The following is a 21,064-nucleotide window of genomic DNA, read 5'->3' as shown; positions in this document are numbered from 1 at the left end:
TATACCTATAAAGGGCTGCATCGCTTGGGGGAATGAAGGTTGGTCGGAGGCGGTATTCGCAATCATCTACCGTTGCTGCGCACGTTAACGGTATTGCTAGGATTCCTTGTACTCATAGGCTGGGGACTTGGATCCGTAGGGAAAAGCGATGAAGCTTCCGGATTGAAATCCGATCGATGGCTTTGGGCTCCCGCCCGTTCATTTCACGACTCTTCGCCGCCCCGAGGCGTATGGTTGCCCTATCCGAACAAATCCCCTAATCTGGAAACAAGCAGTCCATATTGGTTGCAAATCCCATTGGACAAGAGCTCCGCGCGCGAACCGCAATTATTGATCTTCAACGCCGTCGCTCTATCCGTGTACGATAACCAACGCCTTCTTTATACTTACGACCCCCAAGCCGAACACCATCGGCTGAATCTGTTCTACCATTGGAACTTGGTTCCGTTACCCGCCCCTATCCCTTCGGAAGTGTACGTCCTGCTCGACAATCGCGACTCCTCGCGTCCTCTGCCTTCGATTCATTTCGTTGGAAAAGGCGATATTTTTACGTATTTCATCCAAAAGGATACCTACGCCTTCCTGCTTGCCGGTCTCTTTCTCTTCAGCCTGTTCGTTGCCCTCGGATTGTATTTCGTTCGTCGGGATCGGCTTCATCTTTATTTTGCCTTGCTTGCGTTCTGCGGGTGTTACGCTTCGATTGCCCGGAATTACCTGCTGCAAGTCATCTGGGATCAGCCATGGGTCAGCTTTATGGAGCACGTCATCTTCCCGCTCGGCGTCTATGGATTCGTCAACATTATGATTGAAGTGTTCGGTTCCGCGCAGGCTGGCATTCTTCGAGCTATCCGATGGGTGCTCTTAGGCTTCGTCATCGTCACCTTATTCAGCGCGATCTTCTTGGATATGAAATGGTTCGGTTGGTTGCTTAGCTATCCGCTATTAACGGTGTTTCTTGTTACGGCCGGGGTCGTATTTCACTCGATATGGAGCGCTTACCAGGAAAGGCAGGGACCGGAATCCATTTGGATGCTTGCCGGTTTTTTCATCGTATGCACATTCGCTCTCATTCACGTGCTTCGCACCTATTTGCCGATGTTCTACGTTCTGCTTGAACGGAAAGTTCCCTTGCTTTTCAAGCTGCCCTTCGATGTCTTGTCCATCTCGCTATTCTTATTTCTCATTTGCCTGTTTCGCATTATTATTTTTCGGTTCGGCTTAATCAATGAGCAGTTAAAGGCTTTTAACCTTTCCTTGGAATCCAACGTCCGCAAGCGTACGGAAGAGTTACTCGAAAGAGAAACGCAGCTTCGGGACGCGAATACCCAGTTGACCATTACGATGAGAGGAACCGCGGAAGCGATCGCTTCTTCCATGGTTCTGGAGGAGCGGCATCTCTTAACCGGGACGATTCACGATACGATCGGCCATGCGTTAACCGCCACGATCGTCCAGCTTGAAGCCGCGAAACGCTTGCTTAAGCGGGATCCGGATTTAGCGCTAGAGAAGCTTGACGCTTCTCAAAGCTTGGTTCGGCGCGGACTGGAAGAAATCCGCAATTCCGTGCGCCTGCTACGGGACGATTCTTCCAGCTACGATCTGCAATCCGCCTTGAAGGAATTAATCCGCGAGACGGAACAAACGACGGGAGTCACGATCGTAAGCCGGATAAACCCGTTGCCGGATTCCCTAACGACGCTGCAGAAGAGAGTCCTCTATCAAGCGCTGCAGGAGGGGATGACTAACGGGTTAAAACACGGCGGCAGCACGCGCTTCGACTTTTCCTTAACCGTCTCCGGCACTCGGTTACAATTTCGGTTGATTAGCGACGGGCTAACCTACACTCCCTCCACCTTCGGATTCGGACTGAAGGCGATGTCGGAGAGAGTCGCTAACCTAGGCGGGCACATGGCCGTCGAACCAGGCAATCCCGGTTGCGTGCTTACGCTAACTTTACCCTTTCAAGCGCATGCGCAGCCGGAAGAGGTGACCCGAGGATGATCCGTTTTCTAACAACCCATATCCCTCTATTTCGTATTTTATTGGGCTTGACCGCCTTGATCCTATGCATCGGCCTTGCTTTAACCGCCTTTCAGCAGAGGGATAGCAACGCCATACAGTTAAATCCCGACAGATGGAGCTGGGCTCCCGCTCGTTCTTTCGAAGACGCTCACCCCCCTTCGGAAGGCTGGCAGGATCATGTACCCGGCACCGTGATTCCCGCGAAAGCTTATTGGATTAGAGTACCGATTCCGCGGAACGGTTGGGCAGATCCTCAACTATTCGTCCTCCGCGTCGGGAGTATCAAAGCGTATGCGGATGGAGCGATCCTCTACGATTACATCCTTAAGACTAAACAAGTACACACGGGATTTCATTGGAAAATGATCGCCGTACCTTTGCCCGCGCCGGACCACGTCGATCTTCTCGTCAAATACGCGAAGCATTCCCCTCTCGCCGCATCCGTCGTCATCGGGAATAAATCCAGCTTGCTGAATATCATTCTGATTAACGATCTGGATAATCTCATTCTGGGAACCCTGCTCTTATTCAGCGGAATTATCGCGCTCGGACTCTATGCGACGCAACGGGACAGGCTCTATCTATTCTTCGCTCTTCTCGCGTTTTCCGGAGGATTTGCCGCGCTCGTTCGCAACCTTCTTTTGCAGGTGATATGGGATATCCCGCAACTTGCCTACTTTCATGATAGTTGCTTGTCGTTGGCGACGTTCGCTTTTATCGGAGTGCTGCGACATGTATTTCCGACGATCAACCGGCGTAAGATCTCCTTTTTGCTGTGGGTGATGCTTGCCGATACCGTTCTTACCATTATCGCCGCGCTTGCGAATCCGAGGTGGTATTATTCTTTTACGATAAATTCGTTTGGCCCTCTATTCGCCGTGGTGTTCATAGCCGTATCTTGGACGCTGTGGACGGCCTATCGTTCTAGAAAAGATCTAGAATCGATCTGGTTGCTCGCCGGCTTTACTTCCTTAACCGTCATTTCTCTCATCCATATGTACCGCTTTATTCTGATCTTTCATTTACCCGAATGGTTTAACGAACGAATGCTCTGGGTGCATCGCTTGCCCGCCGATTCCTTGTTCTGGGGTCTGTTCCTCTTCGTCGTCTGCCTGATCCGCGTTATCATGCATCGATACACGGGAATGAATCGGCAGTTAACCGAATTTAACCGTTCCTTGGAAAACGTCGTACAAACCCGCACGCAACAGCTCCAAGAGAGAACTGAGCAATTGGAGACGGCCCATGAACAGTTGGGAGCATCCATGCGCGAAAATGCGGAAGCGTTGGCGGAAGCGATGATTCTAGAAGAACGGCATCGCATTACCGGAAGCATTCACGACACGGTCGGGCACACGTTAAGCGCGACCATTATCCAATTGGAAGCGGCCAAGCGTTTGATCGCGAAGGATCATGACTTAGCCGAAGAGAAGCTCGAAGCTTCCCAAGACCTCGTAAGAAGAGGACTGGAGGATATTCGACAATCCGTGCGTTTGCTTCGCGACGATGCCTCTTATTATGATTTGCTCGGCTCGATCGGAGCTTTAATCCGGGAGAAGGAGCATCTAACCGGCTGCCAAGTCGACAGTCAATTCGATTTGCTTCCTCTAGCGTTGAGCACGTTTCAGAAAAGGATCGTATTTCAAACTTTGCAAGAAGGATTAAGTTTAGGAATCAAGCATGGATCTCGCAAGCCTTTTCATTTTCAATTCATCATCCGATCGGATATGAAGACGCTTAACATGCAATTAATTCACTTGGAGGAGCATGATTATTCGGCCAAGGATCTCGGGTTCAGTTTGCAAGCCATCGCAGAACAAGCGGCGCTTATAGGCGGCGTAATCACGGCGGACGATGAGAAGACAGGTTACGTCATTACTTTGTTGCTGCCCCTAACGCCTGCAAGCTGACCGCGAGCGAACCGAATCTATTCCCTTGCATAAACTGGGATGACAACAGCCCATAGGCAAGGGGGAATGAGGATGAACGGCCAAACGTTGATGCTCCCGATCCGAATCCGAACGATGACCGCCAAGAACGTAAAGATTAACGTCCCCTACGTAAACGGAGGCACGACTCCCGCCGCGCAGGAGGCAATGAATAAAGCGATTGCCGCGGCCAACCAGCAGTTGCTGAAGGAGCAAGGCTTTCCAAGCAAAGACATACAGCAAATGGATGGCACCTTCGAGATCAAAAACAATCAAAGAGGCGTGCTCAGCCTTTCGCTGCTTAACTATGAATTCACGGGCGGAGCTCACGGCAATACGTTACAGAAATCTCTCACCTTCGATGCCGACACCGGCCGCAGCTACAAGTTAGGGCAATTGTTTAAGCCCGGTTCTAATTACGAGGCACGCTTAAACGCGATCATTCAGACCCAGATCAAAGCAAGAAAGTTACCTTTGCTCGTCGATTATCCGGGAATTACGCCCGACCAGGACTTCTATATCGCCGACAAATCCTTGGTCATCTATTTCCCTTTGTACGCCATCGTTCCCTATGTGTGGGGGTTTCCTTACTTCCCGATCTCCGTGTTCGAAATTCAAGACATTATAGACGAAGATGGACCGTTAGGGATTCTCATGTATTAAAATATCAAAAGGCGCGTAACCGAGGAAGTTTATTCCCCCGTTACGCGCCTTTTAACGCTTCAAATACTATAATGGCATTGATCGCCCGGTATGATCCACGAAGATTAATTCCTCGCTGACTTTGGTCTTACGCTCGATCAGATCAAGAATTCCCATCGCGCTTTCCGATGCTTCCATCGGAGCCTTGTTTCCGCCCATATCCGTGCGAATCCATCCCGGATGCACGGCAAGCACCCTGATTCCCCGCGGATGCAGCTCTGAGTTCAATTGCTTCGAGAACATGTTCAGCGCGGTCTTGGAAATCGCGTACGGATAATCGCCGCCATAGGCCAAGGCCATGCTTCCGGCCTCGGATGAAATATTGATCACCATAGCGTCGGAGTTCTCCTTCATCAAGGGTGCCATATGTTTCGCAACGCACATCGGACCGAACAGATTCACTTCGAAAGTTAGCTTTAGCAGATGCATCGGAAGCGTATCTAATTTGTGTTCCCGTCCCAATAACACCCCTGCGTTGTTAATTACGCCGTCCAGCTTCACCGAATCTTGGCTTAGCTTTTCCGCTAATCCCGCGACTTCTTCCTCGCGCGTCACGTTCATTCGCTCGATGTGCACCAAATCCGGACTTCGAGCGGCCAATGCAAATAACCCCTCGGAGGCATCGGATATTTCGCGGATGCACGCGATCACCTCGTGGCCTCTCTCGACGGCCAATTTCGTTAATTGCAACCCTAAACCTCTACCCGCTCCGGTTATTAGAATATTCATTGGAATCCCCTTTGCCAGCTTAATCGTTCTCGAGAAGCTCAACCAGAACTTTCAGGTCTTGGAAGGTATCCATATAGGCGTACCGTCCTCCGGTATATTCGCCCTTCTGCAGCAGTTGCATTCCTCCGGCTTCCAATACCGCGATCTTTTCCTTCATTCCTTTAACCATGAACGCAATATGGTGAAACCCCTCTCCGTTCCGTTCAAGCGACTCGCGCCAAGTGCTCGGATTATGGTCGGGTTCAATTAATTCCAACTGCAGCGATCCCATATCGAAGAAAGCCAGCTTCGCCCTAGCTTCCGACGGCTCGCCCCGGTATTCCGTCCGCGCGATATCCGCCGTATCCGTCCAAAACCAATTCGGCTTCTCGATTCCGAAAAATTCGGCGTACTTCTGCGACGTTTTCTCGATATCGTTGACCAATAACCCGATTTGCGTAATAACGTTATTCCCAAGCGCATTGTTGACCATCCTAGACCGTCTCCTCTTAAGTTAGGTTAGACTTGCTTGCATGAATCACGCTTAACCAACTTCATGTCAACCACGAACGAGGTATACTCGGTCGTTCGTTGCTCGATATGCTCGATCAAGGAAGCGGTCACCTTCTCTAGCATCGCTCCGAAATCGATCCTAAGCGTCGTCAAACCCGATGATCGAAATGTCATCCGGCACCCGAACGCCGTACTCGCCCAAAACTCGAATCGCTTAAGACGTAATATGTGTGAAAGTAAGCGTTCTCAATAACACTCGCGATCAGCATGTTCGTCAGGCTGACCGTGCTTCGCGATACTCCGGCCAGCCTGACGATCTCCATGGCATTCATTTCTGTCTTTATCAAGTGTTCAGCTTCTTTCCGTAAACACGTGTTCACAGCCTATCGTAAACGATCGAAATCACGGAGTCAACAACTACCATTTACCCGCATCGATCTCCGACGGCTTCAGCCCTTCCCAAATATTCGGCACCTCGATCGCATCCGGATCTTCGAATACGAGGAAGCCGGTCGGCAAGTATCTTTCACCGGAAGAGGATGAAGGCTTGTTTACGATATCTCCGTTTTCGTCAACCAGTACGGTGGAAGAGCCTCCATCCAAGTTAGCCGCGATAACGGCTCCATGCTCGAGCAGAATTTCCTGAGCATCGTATAGCGTAGCGCCGATGCTGTATCCCGGCTGGCGACCGTCGATCATTAAGAATAGGATGGCCCCGTCTTCGCGTTGCCCCATCACCGTGCGAGGCGCGATTCCCCAGCCTTGCGAGCGGTTCGGAATCAAACCTTTGCCGTTCACGATAATTCTCGGCGAGAAACTGACCGCTTCGGCAATCCCCATCGCCATAAGCTCGTCAACGGAATACTTGCCTGCTAGCATTTTGCCCTGTTTGTCGATACCGACGATTTGAACGCTTTTCTTGCTTCCCAGTCCGTTATATAGAATTTTCCCGTTGCTAATAACCAAACCGATAGGCTTAAATCCATTCCCTCTCCAATTCGGATCCGAGAATCCTCCCGCATTCACGCCCGCGATCGCTCCCGTGCGCTTCACCATGCTGGAAACCTTCTCCCCGCGCCCCCTCTTGTTCGGAACGACAAGCCTCACCTTCTTCGGATCCCGCACGGTCAGCAGGAACCCATGGTACCCTTCGCCATCCACTTCCTCGATGGTCGTAAGCTTATCCGGTTCCGAATCCACCGTTCCACCTTGCTCGGAATCCGTCGGAATCGTGTGCGTATCGCGCTCTTCGCCCATCTGTTCGAACTGATTCACATAATGGGCGACGCGTTCCCGCAACGCTTTCTCTCCGATAATGTATTTCGCCCATTCCCGGTGCTGGGTCGTAATTAACGAATCGGCTAACATGTAACGGTACTCGTTTCCGGAAGGCGTTAAGAAGAACCATCCCGAGAACAATACCGCGATCGTAAACCCCGATACGAACATAATCTTATAAAGCCGCCATAGCAAAGACCGCTTCCGCCGCGGAGCTTTCTTGTCTCGCCGCGCGACTCCCCCAATCGAAGCTGACGCCGTTTTAGTTGATCTAGGTGGCAAAGGTGCCAAGGCATCCACGCTCCTTCGTAATTGTTAATCTCGCACCTCCTATATACGAGATAAGCGCTAATGTTGTTGCGTCACTTGAAGGAAGTCAGTTATACCGCCTAGGAACGACAACGGCGAGAAGACCGTCAAGGAAGCTCGACTGCTTCCTAACGGTCTTCTTGCGTTGATCGGCTATCTCGCAAAATTGCCGAAAGGCTTATTCTGCTTTCGATTTCAGAAGTTCTAGCAAATTCATAATCGCTTGAGCGGTTTCGGCTCTACTTGCCTTCGATTTAGCCGAAAATTTACCGTTCGATTGGCCTTGAACCAACCCTATCTCTGTTGCTTTCCCGATCGCGGCATTCGCCCAAGCGGCGATTTGGTCGGCATCCTTATATTTAAGCGCCGAGCCGTTCCATCCTTCTCGATTATGGGCCGCGTACTCGTATGCCCTCGTCAACAATACGGACATTTGCTCTCGGGTAATGATCGCGCTTGGATCGAATTCAGCATCCGATATCCCTTTAACCAATCCCGCCTTGTAAGCCGCCGCAATATCGGCCGCATACCAGGCATTATCGGGAACGTCGCGGAACTTCGTTGCGACTTGACCTTGCAGTCTAAGGGCTCTAGCCAATAGAGCCGTAAACTCCGCTCTCGTGATCGGCTTGTCCGGCTTAAACTCCGTTTCGCTAATGCCGGTAACGATGCCTTTAGCTGCCAGCACCTTCAATGCTCGCGCAGCCCAATGATTCGCAGGGATATCGGCGAAGGTTCTGTCAAACTCCAGAACGGCGTATTTGCCGGGCTTTGTCGCATCGACCTGAACGATGTTAGAGTTACGATTCACCGTTCCTCCGACATATTCCCATTTCCCCGAAGATTCATTGAAATAGTAGACGCCCAGTAAATCAGCATCGACGGATGCTGCCGGATACGGAAGGACAATTTGCATGCCTTCAGGTCCTCGCCACTCTACTGACCGATCGCCGCTCTTCAATGACATTCGAACGTCATAGATGCTATCGACCAACCGAACGTTAGCGGTTCCTCCTCCGACTACAGGTACCTTCCCGAGCTCGACGTCGCTAACTGGGCTGAAGATTACCTGCAGCAATGCATGGCTACCTTCGGCCAAACCCGATGCCAAAGCATCCAATGTAGTGCGATCTACGTTTACGTTCGCTTTGCCGAATTCAACTCTTAGCGGAAGTTCCCCTATCTGACTGTAAGAGATTTCAGCAGAGTTTTGACCCTCCGCAATTTGGACAACCGCAACTCCATCGCGCACAGTGACCTTCGGCTTCTCATCGATGACGGTTCGATTTCCACCATTGCCGTTACTGGTGGTGTTACTGCCGTTATTGCCGTTATCCTCAGCAAGCGTCGTAACTGTGACCGAAGGTCCGTCCGTGCTCCAGACATCGAAGGGATTACCCGCTTCCACTTTGAACGCATACGTAGTCGCCGGGCTTAATCCTGTAGCTTCATACGAGTAAACCGAACCAGTCACGGACGCGTGCTCCGCTCCGTTCCGGTAGATCTTATATTGCATAATCCCTTCGGAATCGCTTGCTCCCGACCATCGAAGCTGCACGGAACCGGAAGTTACGCGATCGGTTGCGAGTGATCCGTTCACCCATGCAGGTTGAGCTTGAACGTCAATCGAATACGTTTGCGATGTCCCGCTTTCCGCCGTTACCACGACGATCATCCCCGGTAGAACTTTCCCCTGCGTGACCGGCGTCGTTCCGTCGGCCTCATAAACCCCAATTACCGCTCCCTCGGCAGCACATACCCGGCTTACAAATTGTTCCACCTCGGTACCGTATACGACCTTGCTTACGGATCCCGCTCCGCTGTCGACTTCATAAATTCCGGAAGCTAGCGTCGTATCGGAATTCGGACCGTAGATTTCCGCTTCCGTCACGGCAATGATTTTGCCCGGGAGAAAGCCCATTACAACGCGAATTTGAGAGGTTTGCACGGGATCGAACATAATTCGATTCAACGCGACATCGGGAGTTTTCGGCACGCTCGTTTGAGTAGACGCGCTTACCCATCCCGTTCCATCCCAGTATTCAATTCGGATGGAAGTGGGAGGAGTCTCGTTTCCCCCTCCCGCGACTACGTAAAGGTCTATGCGGTTAATAACCCTGTTCGTCCCGAAGTCGTATTTCAACCACTCAACGCCCGCGGCCGTATTAGTCGTCTTATAATTATGCCATCGGCTGTGGGGACTGTCCGTATACGAGATAATGCCGTCCACCGTCTTCCAAGCGTTGGGATCGTAAGTCGTATAGGCGTAAGACTCGGTCGCAGCAGGAAACCCCAGCTTCGAGGGATTCAACGCTATGTTTTTCCTTCCGGCCATTAGCGTGTACCGCTTGGAATTCTGCCCGTCCTGTGAAGTGACCCTAAGCTTCATGCCCGAAGCAATTAGCATTTGATCCGCAACCGGTGTCGTGCCATCGCTAAGATATAACATGCATGTCGCGTTAACTGCGCAAGTTAACCCATTGAAGAAGCTTTGCGCGTCGGTTCCCCAAGGCACGTTCGTGATCGTCCGCATCGTCTCGTCGATCGCGTATGCATCGGACAGGATACTCGCCTCCGAGTTTCGTTCTCGAACGACCGTTAACGAGAAAGTCAGTTGATAAACTTCCGCGCCTCCTTGAATAGTCGCGATCAACTTGACCGGAAGATCTCCCTCCGCGAAGGACGGTCTCGTCACGATACCTGAGTTAGTAATCACTTCCGGCTTGTCCGACTGCCACGTTATCGTTTCCCCGTTTCGGCCGACCGCAGGAAGAACGAGATCCGCTTCGATCCGGTCCTCGGACGCATTAACGCCGCGGATGTCCTCGAAAGAAACTGCCGCATGTATTTCCTTTATCGTCAATCTATGCTTACCCTGTGCAGCAAACGTATAGGCCGCCTGCCCGTTCTTCGGCAATAGCAAGACCGATGCAACTGTACCGTCCGTTAGATTTTCGTCCTTAACGAGATAGGATTTGCCGTTATCCAGATTTCTCCATGTCGATTCGACCGGAATGGCTCCGTCCGTGTCAACGATACGGTTTTTGTCATCGATATGCCGGATAGTAAAAGAATGTTTTCTAAGCTCGTATTTGACGCTCGCGCCGAACAGCGAAGCGTCCAATGACGGATCGATGACCAACCGATCGTACTTGGGTTTGATCCCCATGATAATGTCGTAAAATCCGGCGATCGGACGCGCGTTCGCGCTCATCCAAGGTTCACGTAAGGTGTCCGGCCGAAGGTCCCACGTATACGTGTTCCAGATCAAACCGTCTTTGCTATACTGCTCGACAATCGTACGGAGAAGTTCCGCAGGCACCTCATTGTTGCCGATTGCGGCGTAAGCCGCCATCATATCGTAGCTCAACTGCGGGAAGCTGTTCCCATGCAAATAGGTTGGAAACGGATTGTTATTCTCCGAACTCGAATAAGCCGATCTTTGCGCCGGGAACAAGGTGAGCGGACGGTTCATCAGATTATTCCCGTTCCGAAAATCCGAATATTGCTCCAGGATCACTCGTGCGCGCTCCTCATCGACCAAGCCGAACATAATGGCGTACGCGTTTTCAAACGTGTGACCGACGTCTCCGTAGATTTCCCCGTTCAAGCCGCGTGAGTGGACGAAAGATTTCGTGGTCTCCGACCAGAAGCCTCCTTGCGACTTGTCTTTGTTATACGTCGTCTTAAGTTGCTCCGCTTTGGCTTTGTATTTGTTCGCCCGTTGCTGATCGCCGAACACGTCCTCCTCCAATGCTGCCCAGTCCAGTAGCGCTTTATAGAGAAAGGCGTTCGCGTAGGCGCTGTTCTGGCCGATCTTGCTCTGGTCGTCCCACTGGGAAACCTGATAGGCCAAAGAATCCATTAAGCCGTCGTTATTCGTATCTCTGGTAAAAGCCGCCCAATCCAATACCTTCCTAGACATGTCTTTCACTTCAGACAACCAGACGTCATCCCCCGACAAGTCGTAGATCGCCGCGATTCCGGCGATAAACTGCCCGTACGTGTCGAAAAAATAATCCTTGTACCAGACGTTCTCCCTCGCGGAGACGGCCCACAGTTGTCCCGTGCCGTGGATCGGATAATTGTAATTTTTAATGAACCGAACGAAATTTTTCAGAGTATCCAAATATGCTCCGTTGCCGGCGCCTTGCAAAGCCAGCGCATTTCGGGAATACCACCAAGTCTCGTAAGGCCCCATGCCGCTGACATCCGTGTCTCCCATGCCCACGTTCAGATCGATGACGGACGATCTCGCGTAATCCTGAATGGCTTCCGCCAACGTGAATTCATCGATGCCCGAACTTGCGGGAATTTCTCCGATATCGTAATACGCATCCAGGTTGTCGTCGCTGCTGAACGTATACGTGAACGCGTCCGTCTGGCCGGCCTTCACCTGCACGGGCTTGAAATCGTTTTTCTGAAAAATGCCGAGCGGCAAGTACTTATCGGTGTACCCGGTTTGGGCATTCGAAGTGCCGCCGAGAGAGAATGCTTGATCGCTTAGTTTGTGCTCCACGACAAGAGCACCAGTCTCGTTCAGAGGTTTGCGCCAAATCTTGGTCGCGCGGTTGCGGTCGGAAGCCAACTCGATACTCAGAACCCGATGATTAAGCTTATCGATCAAGTCCATATTCGCCGTATAAAAGCTGTACCGATCATTGTCGTACCAACTGCCGGTGCGAATGACATTGGATTTTTCCGGGTTGGCGCTAAGGGACGTTGTATAGGGGGTGCGGGACAAAAATCTGTTCAGCGTTCGCCGCTCCCCCGCTGCGTTTACGCCGGGATCCAGAAGGATCATGCTACCTCCGTCTTCCGTCCTCTGTACGACGTCGAATGCCTTGCTTTGGAAAGCGAATGACAGCGTCCGCTGATCTTTAAGCTGAAGCGCTCCTCCGTAGGTTCTTGCAACATTCAATAAAATGTCCGATGTTCTCGCTTCTACGATCCATGTCTCGTTAATCGGGATACCGCCGCTCTCGTAATGAATATCGTTGAACGTGACCTTCCGGCCGTCAACCGTAGCCTGCGGGGAAGAAGCCAACCGGTGAGTGCCTATCCATTGCGATTGCGTCAGATTGGTTGTCCCGTCATAGGCTTCGAGCTCCGTAATAGCGGCATAATAAGCAGATTTGCCTCCGCCGGGGCTTTTATTGACCATGTTCAGACGGAGTTTCGACGTATTGATCTTATCGAATGCAACGGTGTTCGCAGCGTTGCCAAGAGGAGCCGACGGGCTATGCGTTGAATTGGTAACGTTTACAAAAATGGACCCGTTCCAATATTGGACGGAATGACTTTGCGGAGCGGCCGTATAGCCCGAATCCTCGAAATAATATATCTTGAGTTTGTCTACGTCCACGTTCTTCCCAAAGTCGTACTCAATCCAATCCGAGGTCACCGGTAGTTTGTTGCTACGGTAAGCGGTCCAGCGGTTCCGCGGATTTTCGGTATAAGAAATAATTCCGTCTTTCAAATGGTTAATATTATCGCCGGAATTCGTATACGACGCGCTTACGGCTACCGGATTAGCATCCGTTAGCACCTCCGAACCCGAAGTCTCTCCGGGTTCAAGTACCTCAACGTCCCCGCCAAGCTTCATTGAGGATAAGACAAGCTTATTGTCGTAATCGAAATTGACGCTCAAATTGCCCGCCGTAACAGATATCGTCTTGTTGTTAACGTCCTGCGTAATGGCTGGGGGTGCGATTATAGGGGATGCGCTCACCCGATTAGGCTGGGCGAGCGCTACGGTAGATAAGAGCAACGTGCCGCTCAATAATGTGGAAGTCCATTTTCTTAACATTGGAATTCTCCTTCCGACTCGATGCAGAGTCGATTTATTATTTGCTGCGATTCGTCGCCACCGCGATGCATCTGAACTCGTTCTGCCCCTCGAACACCTCGACCTGCGTGGAATCGCCTTCCCGCCATGGGCGACAAGCGCAATAGAAGTGAAAGAGCGTCCCGTTCCAGATCACGACCGACGATTTGTGCGCATGAATTTCGTCCAAATCGCCTGTTCCGCCATGCGGCAGCAACGGCTTGTCTAGCGTTACCCAATGAAGCAAGTCTTCCGAAACCGCCAACAACCCCTGCGCATGCGTTCCATCCAATCCAAAAGCGAAGTTTAACCAGCGCTCTCCATCATAACGAATGCAAGGATCGCTGTAGAATTGACTATAGAACGTCCCTTCTTCGAAAGGCATAATCGGATTGCCGTCATAACGTTCCCACTGAAACAGGTCGATCGAAGTTGCGACGCCCGTTTCTTCCTTCCATGGCCATACGTTAGAACCCTTCGCATTGTAGAACATCCAGTACTTGCCCTCATGCTCCAGCAAGCAGCACTTATACAGACCTTCCTTCTCCCAATCCCCGCCGTTCTCATAGGTGAAAATCGGCTGTTCGAGACGGTTCCACTTCCGTAGCGACTCGTCCGTCGTCCAGGCAAGCCCCATGACGGCTCCCCCTGCTTCATAACCTTCGCCCGGATAAGAGTGATAGATCATCCAATACCGACCGTCCCGCTTGCGAAGCGTCGGCACCTCCCGAATATCGTTCGATGCCAGCAAGATCCACGAACCCGCCGCGCCGATCCGGTCCCACCTATCCGAGCCTTCGAGGCGGGGCAGAATAACGGCTTCGTGGCGCCATTCCAACAGGTCGTCGCTAACGGCCAGCGCCGTCTGATAGCCGATGCCGTCAAACCCGACATGCATCATGTAGAATTGGTCGTTATGCCGGAAGACGAACGGACAGTCGACGCCCTGCGAATCGTAGCTACCCTTCATCCCCGACCCGGCCAAAGCCGGTTTCTCTTTTTTGTTCGTCGTGCTCCACTTTGCAAGTAACGCTTCTTGATCTGGTTTCATTCCGATCACCCTTTCACGGCGCCCGCCGCGACGCCTTTGATGATATATTTTTGCAGCATGAGATAGATGATGAGCACCGGGATCGCGGCAAGTATGAGCGATACGAGCGCAAGGTTCCATTGTTGGCTATACGTTCCGAAGTAACGATACACGGTCAATTGCAGAGTCATCACGTTTTCACGCTGCAACATAAGGAAGGACAAAATGAAATCATTCCACACCCATAGGACGTTTAGTACCGCGGCAGTCGCAGTTACGGGTAACAGCAACGGAACGATAATTCGGAAGAACGTTTGATAGACGTTCGCTCCGTCGATTCGGGCCGCCTCTTCTAGTTCGGCGGGAAGTTGGGTCATAAAGCCCCGATAAAGGAAAATCGTAAAGGGCGAGAACAACGCGACAATCATGAGCACTAGCCCGAATCTAGAATTCATTAGATTCAGCTCCGAAGCCAGTTTAACGAGCGGAATCATGATCGTCTGGAACGGTACCATCATCGACAGCGTGAAGAACATAAGCAACCAGAAGCCGCGAGAGCCCTTCATCCGCGAAATCCGATAAGCTGCCATCGCGCTGAACAATAATGTAAATCCTACTCCGAACAACGTAACGAGCACGGTATTCCATAGAGCGCGGGGATAGTGCATGTCTTTCCACACCTGCTTGTAATTACCGAATTCCCAAGTTTCCGGCCAGGATACGAACGAGCGAAGCATTTCCCCGTTCGTCTTGAAGGAATTCAGCAGCGCGAATAAAATCGGCAGCAGGAAGAGCAGCGCGATAAGCACCGCCACGATTTCTCCAATACTTCTTCGGATCATGCGCTCACCTCCTTGCTCCGCATAACGCGGAATTGAACGAGCATGACGATAACGATGAACAAGCAGAATACAATCGAACGGGCCGTGCCCGAGCCGTAAGAATTGGCCGTGAACGCCTCGCGATAAATGTTGATCGCCAAGCTCTGGCTGGAATTGGCCGGGCCTCCGCCGGTCAATGCCAAGATCAAATCGAACACCTTGAAGGAATTCGTCGTCGTCAGGAACACGTTGGAGATGATCGCGGGCATGAGCAGCGGAAGCGTCATTTTCCAGAACCGCGTCCAACTCCCGGCTCCGTCCACGTGCATCGCTTCTTTCAATTCGCCCGGAATCCCTTGAAGCCCGGCCAAATAGATAACCATCGCCAGCCCGACGCTGGACCATAAGGAAACGCCGGCGATCGGATACAGAATGCGGTCCGGGTTGCCTAGAAAGCTATAGGTTAGAAAATTCCACCCCAGCTTCGTTCCCATCTCGTAGAGCACGGAGGAAAAGAAAAATTTCCATAGAAAACCGACCACGATCAAGGAAATGACGTTCGGCGAAAAAAAGATGACCCGGAGCGCGTATTTCGATTTCAGCTTCGAATCGACCAACAACGCGAGGAGCACTCCGAAGACGTTAACAAGCACGATATTCAGCACGGAAAACTTCAACGTAAACAGGAATGAATCCCGAAAATCCCCGCTGTGCAACAACATATCCGCGTAGTTACGGAAGCCAACCCAGTTAAACGTAGACTGCAGGCCATCCCAGTCGGTGAAAGAATACATCACAGAACCGCCGAGAGGCACAACGAAAAAACAAATGTACAAAATACAGATCGGCCCTATGAAAGACAGCGTGATTCCGAGCTTTCTTAGTTTGGAAGAAACGCCGGATGACATTCAAAACCACTCCTAGAAGAGCAGAAGGACACTGCGAGGTGTCCTTCCGTCTCTATATCTTTATTTTTTCGCCCAAGATGTCGCGATTTCCGAGACCACTTCATCAGCCGTTTTCTTCTTGAAGAAATAACCTTGCATGATGGCCTCCGCTTCAACCCGCGTGGAGCCATTCATAAGCACCTGCGACCATGGAACGACTTTCTGAGCGTTCACGTACGACAAGATGTCGTCGGCGATCGGATTGCTGGATACGGTTACTCCTTCGATAGCCGGGATTTGTTTCATGTTCTCGTTGGCAATCGCATTGCCTTCCTTGGTCGTGAGCCATTCGAATAGCTTCTTGGCTGCATCCTGATGCGCGGACTTAGACGTAATCGCGTAGGAAACGTTGACGTTAACTCCCATTTTCGCTTCATCGGCATTGTCGCTATAAGGGATCGCGCCGAAGCCGAGATTCACGTCCGGATTAATGTCCGTGATGCTGGAGTAAGCCCAATAGCCCTGTTGGAGCATCGCTACTTTACCTTGAGCCAGAAGCGATAGACTCGCGTTGTAGTTGTTCGAAGCCGCTTGCGGATCGGCGTTGCCGTAAATCGCGTCTAACGTTTTGAAGCCTTGTTTCAGGCGATCCGATTGAATCGGTTGTCCGGCTTTGGCGCTCTCTGCAAGCGTCTTGACGTCGTCCGTCGTACCCGCAATGGTCGTGAACAGCGTATGCGCAAGCGTCCAACCGTCCGCTACAGCCAATCCGAAGGGCGAGATTTTCTTCGCTTTAAGCTTATCGATAGCGGCGAGTAATTCCGTCTGCGTCTTAGGGAAAGACTCGATGCCCGCTTCCTTGAACAAGTCCTTGTTGTAGTAAATTCCCATACCGGAAATATCGAGCGGGATCCCGTAGATTTTGCCGTCCGGCGTCGTCATCTGGGAGCGGATTTGCTCCGAGTAATTCCCGATGTAGGAATCTCCCGCGAGATCTAGGATATGTCCGGCTTGTCCAAGCTCCAGAAGATCCCCGTATTCGCCCATGACGATATCCGGCATGTCGTTGGAAGCGATCTTCGTCTTCAGCACCGTGTAGTAGTCCTGGTCGTTGACCAGCAAGTCGACCGTAATGTTCGGATTCTGCTCGGTAAATTTCTTGAACGATTGTTCGAGGGCCTGGCGTTTGTCCATATTGAATAGGAAAGCCGTGAGCGTTACGGGCTCTCCCGCATCTGAGCTTGCGCTTGCGCTTGGAGATGCGCTTTCGCCTGCAGGCGTGGAAGCCGGGCTCGAGGAGGATGGCGAAGCGTTATTGCCGCCGTTGTTGCCGCAACCGGATAGCACCATAGTAAAGCTTAACAATAGCGTGGATGTTAGGGTTAGCAGATTCTTTTTGCGCAAAATAATGACCCCTCTCGGATTGAATATCCTCATTATAAGGAATTCCGAAGGGGTCACCTACCATAATATTAAGGGATCGATTAGCACGATATTAATCTACTTTGGCTTTTGCCGACAATGTCCGATACTCCGAAGGCGTACTTCCGTACTCTCTCTTAAACAACTTGTCGAAATAACTGAAATGATCGTAGCCGACGGCGGAAGCGATAGCCGATACGGAAAGACCTTCCTCTTCCAACATTCGCCTCGCCGTATCCAGACGCCGGGAATGTATGTAATGGACCACCGTCACTCCGAATTGCCGTTTGAACCGGGAAGCGAGGTATTCTTTGCTGATGAAGAACCGTTCAGCCAAATCCGCGAGCGACATTTCCTCCCGATAACAGATGTCGATATATTCCTTTACCGCCAGTGCCCTGCTTCCGGACGCCGTTTCTCCTCGGAGGGCGCTTGCGGTATTCATGAAGAAATTCAAGCATTCTTCGAAGAGTTCCATCGCCTTCGTCTTGTCGAAAGCGATCTTCATCGCGAACGGCTCTACGCGGTCCAAAGATTCGGAGCCATAGACTCGAAAGCCGAATTCCGTCCCCACTTGGGTCAACAGCATCGTCCAAGCTTGGAACAGAAACATGGCCGACAGGCATCGCGAGGAAGACGCGGCCTCGAACAATTCATCCAGCTCTCCCCGAATACGGAACGCCAACCCGTGCTTGATCAGATGGCAAGCCTTCGGGACGAACGCGGTCACGAGCGCCTGCAATTCCGGAGTAGAAACCGCTCGGCTCCTCCATTCGTTCGAATTGCCCGTCGAGCCCGACTCCAGTGAATGTATATCGGTATAGAATGCCGTATCCTCCAACATAGCGATCGTCGGAGAATAATCCGCTATCGTTTTGCTGCCTTCTGCCGATATGGCGAAACATGCTAACTTAAGCACCGTTTCGAATGCGTCCTGAAATCCTTTCAATAGGGTCGCGGATGGGACTGAAGCGGGAGTGATCAACCAGTAACACCAATCGTATCTTCCGGAAGGGCCGAATAGTAGCGTGATTCCTTGCTGCTCCTCATACTCGGCAATTAATTTTATGATTGCGTACGCTAGCAGATCCTTGTCCTTATGGAATCTCTCCTGCAGCGCCCTGTCGTAATTCTTAAGAATGATCGTATGAACCCCGCAGGAGTCTTCCCTTGCGAATTTAGGCAATAAAGCCAGCTCGTCCCCCGTCAGCTTTCGCCCTTCGTACAGATTGCTTAGGACGGAGACGCGGTGCAACTGCGATTTCTCCTTCTTCATTTCCTCCCATAACCTTTCGGTCTGGCGTTGGAACCGGTTTTTGTCCATTCGATCCTTCGCTTTAAGCAGTGCCGTCTCGATATCCTCCCGATCGAAGGGCTTCAACAGATATTCAACGGCTTCATTCGAGAGAGCATGCTTAACGAACCCGAAGTCGTTATGTCCGCTAATGACGATAACCGGAGTCTCGAGTTTAAGGGCGCGAATGCGCTCCAACAGCTCGTTGCCGTTCATCTCGGGCATGATTATATCGAGCAGAATGAGATCGGGCGTTTCCTCCTGAACGGCGGCCAGCCCGTCCAATCCGGTCTCCGCCTCGCGGATAGATTCGATGGATGGTTCGATATCAAGCAGCAGCCGCTTCAATGCCCGTCTAACTTTCGGTTCGTCTTCGATAATAAGAACTCTCATGATGCCGCTCCCGCCTTCCAGCTTATCGAAACACTTGTCTGCCCCTGACTTGTCCGGATTTCGATCCCGTCGGATCCCGGGAACAAATATTGAATTCGCTTATGCACATTCGCTAGTCCCACGCTTGTTCCCAATGAGCCGCTTTCCCGAACGTGAAGCGTTAATCGGCTCGCTTCGTTCTCGTCTACCATCCCCGCCGTGTCCGTCACAGCCACGATCATTCGCCCGTCTTCTTCCCTAGCCGAGATCGCAATCGTCCCTTGCCCTTTCCGCGATACGCCGTGCACGATGGCATTTTCCACGATCGGCTGCAAGCTTAGCTTAAGAATAGGGGCTTCCTCCAGATGCTTCGGAATGTCGATGCGAAACTCGAGACGATGCTCGAACCTATATTTCTGAATGGCAAGATAGTTCCGAATATGCTCGATCTCCGCGGCCATCGTCACGATATCGTCCTTATGATCCGTCGTATAGCGGAACATGGCCGATAGCATTTTGACCATTTTGCAAACGTTGTCGGCCCCAACCTCCAACGCTTCGGAATAGATCGAGGTTAACGTATTGTACAGAAAATGCGGATTGATCTGCGATTGCAGCGCACGCATCTGCGCGACGGACTCGCTCATTTTTAACTCGTATTCCCGCTTAATCAGCTCTTCTATCCGTACGACCATCGAATGAAACTGAAGCTCGAGATAACCGATCTCGTCCTTTCTAACGTGTTTCGGCGTCCAACCGGACATGGTGAAATCCCCTTTGCCGACCTTGCGCATCCGTTGCACCAACCCATAGATCGGTACGGAAATTTGGCGCGACAGCATGAGCCAGAGCACGATTCCCGCCAGCAAGAAAGCGACTCCCCATAACACAGTAGGCTTAACCGCATCCCAGGCGATTTCCTGAAGCGTCTTCTTTGACAAATAGGTAGCGACCGTCCAACCGTAGACATTCGTTTCGCTTACGATCTCCAACTGATCGCTGTCATCCATCGGGGCATTAACCGTCGAATAGATCACCGTTCCGTCCGCGTCGCGGATTTCCGTATTTTCCACGATGAAGTCTTTGCCAAGCATGTTTTGAAAATAAGTCGTTCCCAGATCGATACCTATAACTCCGGCCTGCCTCTTCTCGATGACGTCGGGAATCGATCGGCCCACGAACAGAACGGGCTCCTCGGCGGACGCGCCCGGAACCGAATTACGAACGACAACCAAATTGCCATCGTGTTTTTTCGTTTCCTCGATCCAAGCCGGGCTTTCCGAAGGAGGAACCGTTTGATTGCGAACATCCAAGTACTTGGCGTTTACTTTGAACATCTGATGGCTTGAATCCAAATACAAATAGACATTGCTGAAATCGTTTAGCGAATGGGTCAGTATTTTCAGCAAATTTTCCACCCGGCGCTGTTTGGCGATCGTTTCCACTCCCGTATGCCTGCTTTCCGTGACGAAGTTGTACAGTTCGGCCGTCTGGTAGATGCTAAGGATGTTATTATCCATCCCTCGAATCGACAATTCGAACGACTGGTTAAGCCGTTCGGCTTGCGATTTGTATTGCGCAATCATCTCGTTCTTCAGACGGTTGTTGATTGAGTTGTACGAAACGAACACGTTAACGACTAGAGGAAGAATCGTGCAGAATAAGAGTAACAGGAGCAGTTTAAATTTGATCGTCAAGCCGTTTCACCGCCGGGATCTATAAGATGACTTGCCATTAATCCCCCTTATTAAAACATAAGCATGCCGGTTTTGTAATCCCGCATCTCCTGCGCGCTTCCGACATCCCCCGCGATTTCCGACAGCATTTCCCAGGAAATGACGAATAACTTCCCTTAACAACGCGAGGATGACGCGGCCGTTATTTGCCGTTTGGCGACGCAACATTTATTGATATAATGTAGGAACGAACGTCAAGACACAGGAGGAATTTC

15 protein-coding genes are annotated in these 21,064 nt (G+C 51.4%); 3 read left to right on the top strand and 12 right to left on the bottom strand.

Annotation, left to right across the window (positions count from 1 at the left end):
• The first annotated feature begins 39 nt into the window (after window positions 1-39).
• The 3 genes from HH215_RS28370 to HH215_RS28360 all read left to right on the top strand — a co-directional run bounded on the left by HH215_RS28370 (window position 40) and on the right by HH215_RS28360 (window position 4,613).
• The gene (locus tag HH215_RS28370) at window positions 40-2,001 is read left to right on the top strand and encodes a sensor histidine kinase (RefSeq protein WP_169282949.1); all 1,962 of its coding nucleotides are present in this window, start codon (window positions 40-42) and stop codon (window positions 1,999-2,001) included.
• Window positions 1,998-3,932, top strand: coding sequence for a sensor histidine kinase (locus tag HH215_RS28365; protein WP_169282948.1), 1,935 nt, complete (start codon window positions 1,998-2,000; stop codon window positions 3,930-3,932). The genes HH215_RS28370 and HH215_RS28365 overlap by 4 nt, the downstream gene beginning before the upstream one ends.
• A gap of 72 nt (window positions 3,933-4,004) precedes the next feature.
• The gene (locus HH215_RS28360) at window positions 4,005-4,613 is read left to right on the top strand and encodes a DUF3298 and DUF4163 domain-containing protein (RefSeq protein ID WP_169282947.1); all 609 of its coding nucleotides are present in this window, start codon (window positions 4,005-4,007) and stop codon (window positions 4,611-4,613) included.
• Between the two features lie 66 nt (window positions 4,614-4,679).
• Here HH215_RS28360 and HH215_RS28355 read toward each other — a convergent pair whose 3' ends face one another.
• The 12 genes from HH215_RS28355 to HH215_RS28300 all read right to left on the bottom strand — a co-directional run bounded on the left by HH215_RS28355 (window position 4,680) and on the right by HH215_RS28300 (window position 20,810).
• Window positions 4,680-5,381 (bottom strand): SDR family oxidoreductase, encoded by a 702-nt coding sequence (locus HH215_RS28355; protein ID WP_169282946.1) that lies wholly within the window; start codon window positions 5,379-5,381, stop codon window positions 4,680-4,682.
• A gap of 19 nt (window positions 5,382-5,400) precedes the next feature.
• A complete protein-coding gene (locus HH215_RS28350; protein WP_169282945.1) occupies window positions 5,401-5,853 on the bottom strand; it encodes a VOC family protein in 453 nt (150 codons plus the stop codon).
• A gap of 26 nt (window positions 5,854-5,879) precedes the next feature.
• Entirely contained in the window at window positions 5,880-6,047 is a 168-nt protein-coding gene (locus tag HH215_RS28345; RefSeq protein ID WP_169282944.1) for a hypothetical protein, read from the bottom strand.
• On the bottom strand, window positions 6,044-6,220 hold the full coding sequence (locus HH215_RS28340; RefSeq protein WP_169282943.1) for a hypothetical protein: 177 nt from the start codon (window positions 6,218-6,220) through the stop codon (window positions 6,044-6,046). Before HH215_RS28340 ends, HH215_RS28345 begins: the two co-directional genes overlap by 4 nt.
• 70 nt (window positions 6,221-6,290) lie before the next feature.
• On the bottom strand, window positions 6,291-7,346 hold the full coding sequence (locus HH215_RS28335; RefSeq protein WP_375140466.1) for a phosphodiester glycosidase family protein: 1,056 nt from the start codon (window positions 7,344-7,346) through the stop codon (window positions 6,291-6,293).
• 292 nt (window positions 7,347-7,638) lie between these two features.
• Window positions 7,639-13,269, bottom strand: a complete 5,631-nt coding sequence (locus HH215_RS28330) for an S-layer homology domain-containing protein (RefSeq protein ID WP_169282942.1) — start codon at window positions 13,267-13,269, stop codon at window positions 7,639-7,641.
• 37 nt (window positions 13,270-13,306) lie between these two features.
• Entirely contained in the window at window positions 13,307-14,338 is a 1,032-nt protein-coding gene (locus HH215_RS28325) for a glycoside hydrolase family protein (RefSeq protein ID WP_169282941.1), read from the bottom strand.
• 5 nt (window positions 14,339-14,343) lie between these two features.
• Window positions 14,344-15,159 carry a carbohydrate ABC transporter permease gene (locus tag HH215_RS28320; RefSeq protein ID WP_169282940.1) on the bottom strand — a complete coding sequence of 272 codons (816 nt, stop codon included), beginning with the start codon at window positions 15,157-15,159 and terminating at the stop codon, window positions 14,344-14,346.
• A complete protein-coding gene (locus tag HH215_RS28315) occupies window positions 15,156-16,046 on the bottom strand; it encodes a carbohydrate ABC transporter permease (protein WP_169282939.1) in 891 nt (296 codons plus the stop codon). The genes HH215_RS28320 and HH215_RS28315 overlap by 4 nt, the downstream gene beginning before the upstream one ends.
• A gap of 60 nt (window positions 16,047-16,106) precedes the next feature.
• Window positions 16,107-17,429: an ABC transporter substrate-binding protein gene (locus HH215_RS28310; RefSeq protein ID WP_169282938.1), complete on the bottom strand. Its 1,323-nt coding sequence runs from the start codon at window positions 17,427-17,429 to the stop codon at window positions 16,107-16,109.
• 91 nt (window positions 17,430-17,520) lie between these two features.
• Window positions 17,521-19,134 carry a response regulator transcription factor gene (locus HH215_RS28305; protein WP_169282937.1) on the bottom strand — a complete coding sequence of 538 codons (1,614 nt, stop codon included), beginning with the start codon at window positions 19,132-19,134 and terminating at the stop codon, window positions 17,521-17,523.
• Entirely contained in the window at window positions 19,131-20,810 is a 1,680-nt protein-coding gene (locus HH215_RS28300) for a sensor histidine kinase (RefSeq protein ID WP_169282936.1), read from the bottom strand. The genes HH215_RS28305 and HH215_RS28300 overlap by 4 nt, the downstream gene beginning before the upstream one ends.
• Between the last annotated feature and the right edge of the window lie 254 nt (window positions 20,811-21,064).

The organism is Cohnella herbarum, assembly GCF_012849095.1.
Lineage (GTDB): Bacteria > Bacillota > Bacilli > Paenibacillales > Paenibacillaceae > Cohnella > Cohnella herbarum.
Note: the sequence above shows the minus strand (reverse complement) of the source record. Positions and strands in the feature narration are given on the sequence as shown.

Excerpts from the sequence above, each read along its gene's own strand:
- HH215_RS28355 (WP_169282946.1), bottom strand. The coding sequence starts at position 5,381 with ATGAATATTCTAATAACCGGAGCGGGTAGAGGTTTAGGGTTGCAATTA.
- HH215_RS28315 (WP_169282939.1), bottom strand. The coding sequence starts at position 16,046 with ATGTCATCCGGCGTTTCTTCCAAACTAAGAAAGCTCGGAATCACGCTG.
- HH215_RS28330 (WP_169282942.1), bottom strand. The coding sequence starts at position 13,269 with ATGTTAAGAAAATGGACTTCCACATTATTGAGCGGCACGTTGCTCTTA.
- HH215_RS28350 (WP_169282945.1), bottom strand. The coding sequence starts at position 5,853 with ATGGTCAACAATGCGCTTGGGAATAACGTTATTACGCAAATCGGGTTA.
- HH215_RS28365 (WP_169282948.1), top strand. The coding sequence starts at position 1,998 with ATGATCCGTTTTCTAACAACCCATATCCCTCTATTTCGTATTTTATTG.
- HH215_RS28345 (WP_169282944.1), bottom strand. The coding sequence starts at position 6,047 with ATGACATTTCGATCATCGGGTTTGACGACGCTTAGGATCGATTTCGGA.
- HH215_RS28305 (WP_169282937.1), bottom strand. The coding sequence starts at position 19,134 with ATGAGAGTTCTTATTATCGAAGACGAACCGAAAGTTAGACGGGCATTG.
- HH215_RS28320 (WP_169282940.1), bottom strand. The coding sequence starts at position 15,159 with ATGATCCGAAGAAGTATTGGAGAAATCGTGGCGGTGCTTATCGCGCTG.
- HH215_RS28360 (WP_169282947.1), top strand. The coding sequence starts at position 4,005 with ATGAACGGCCAAACGTTGATGCTCCCGATCCGAATCCGAACGATGACC.
- HH215_RS28325 (WP_169282941.1), bottom strand. The coding sequence starts at position 14,338 with ATGAAACCAGATCAAGAAGCGTTACTTGCAAAGTGGAGCACGACGAAC.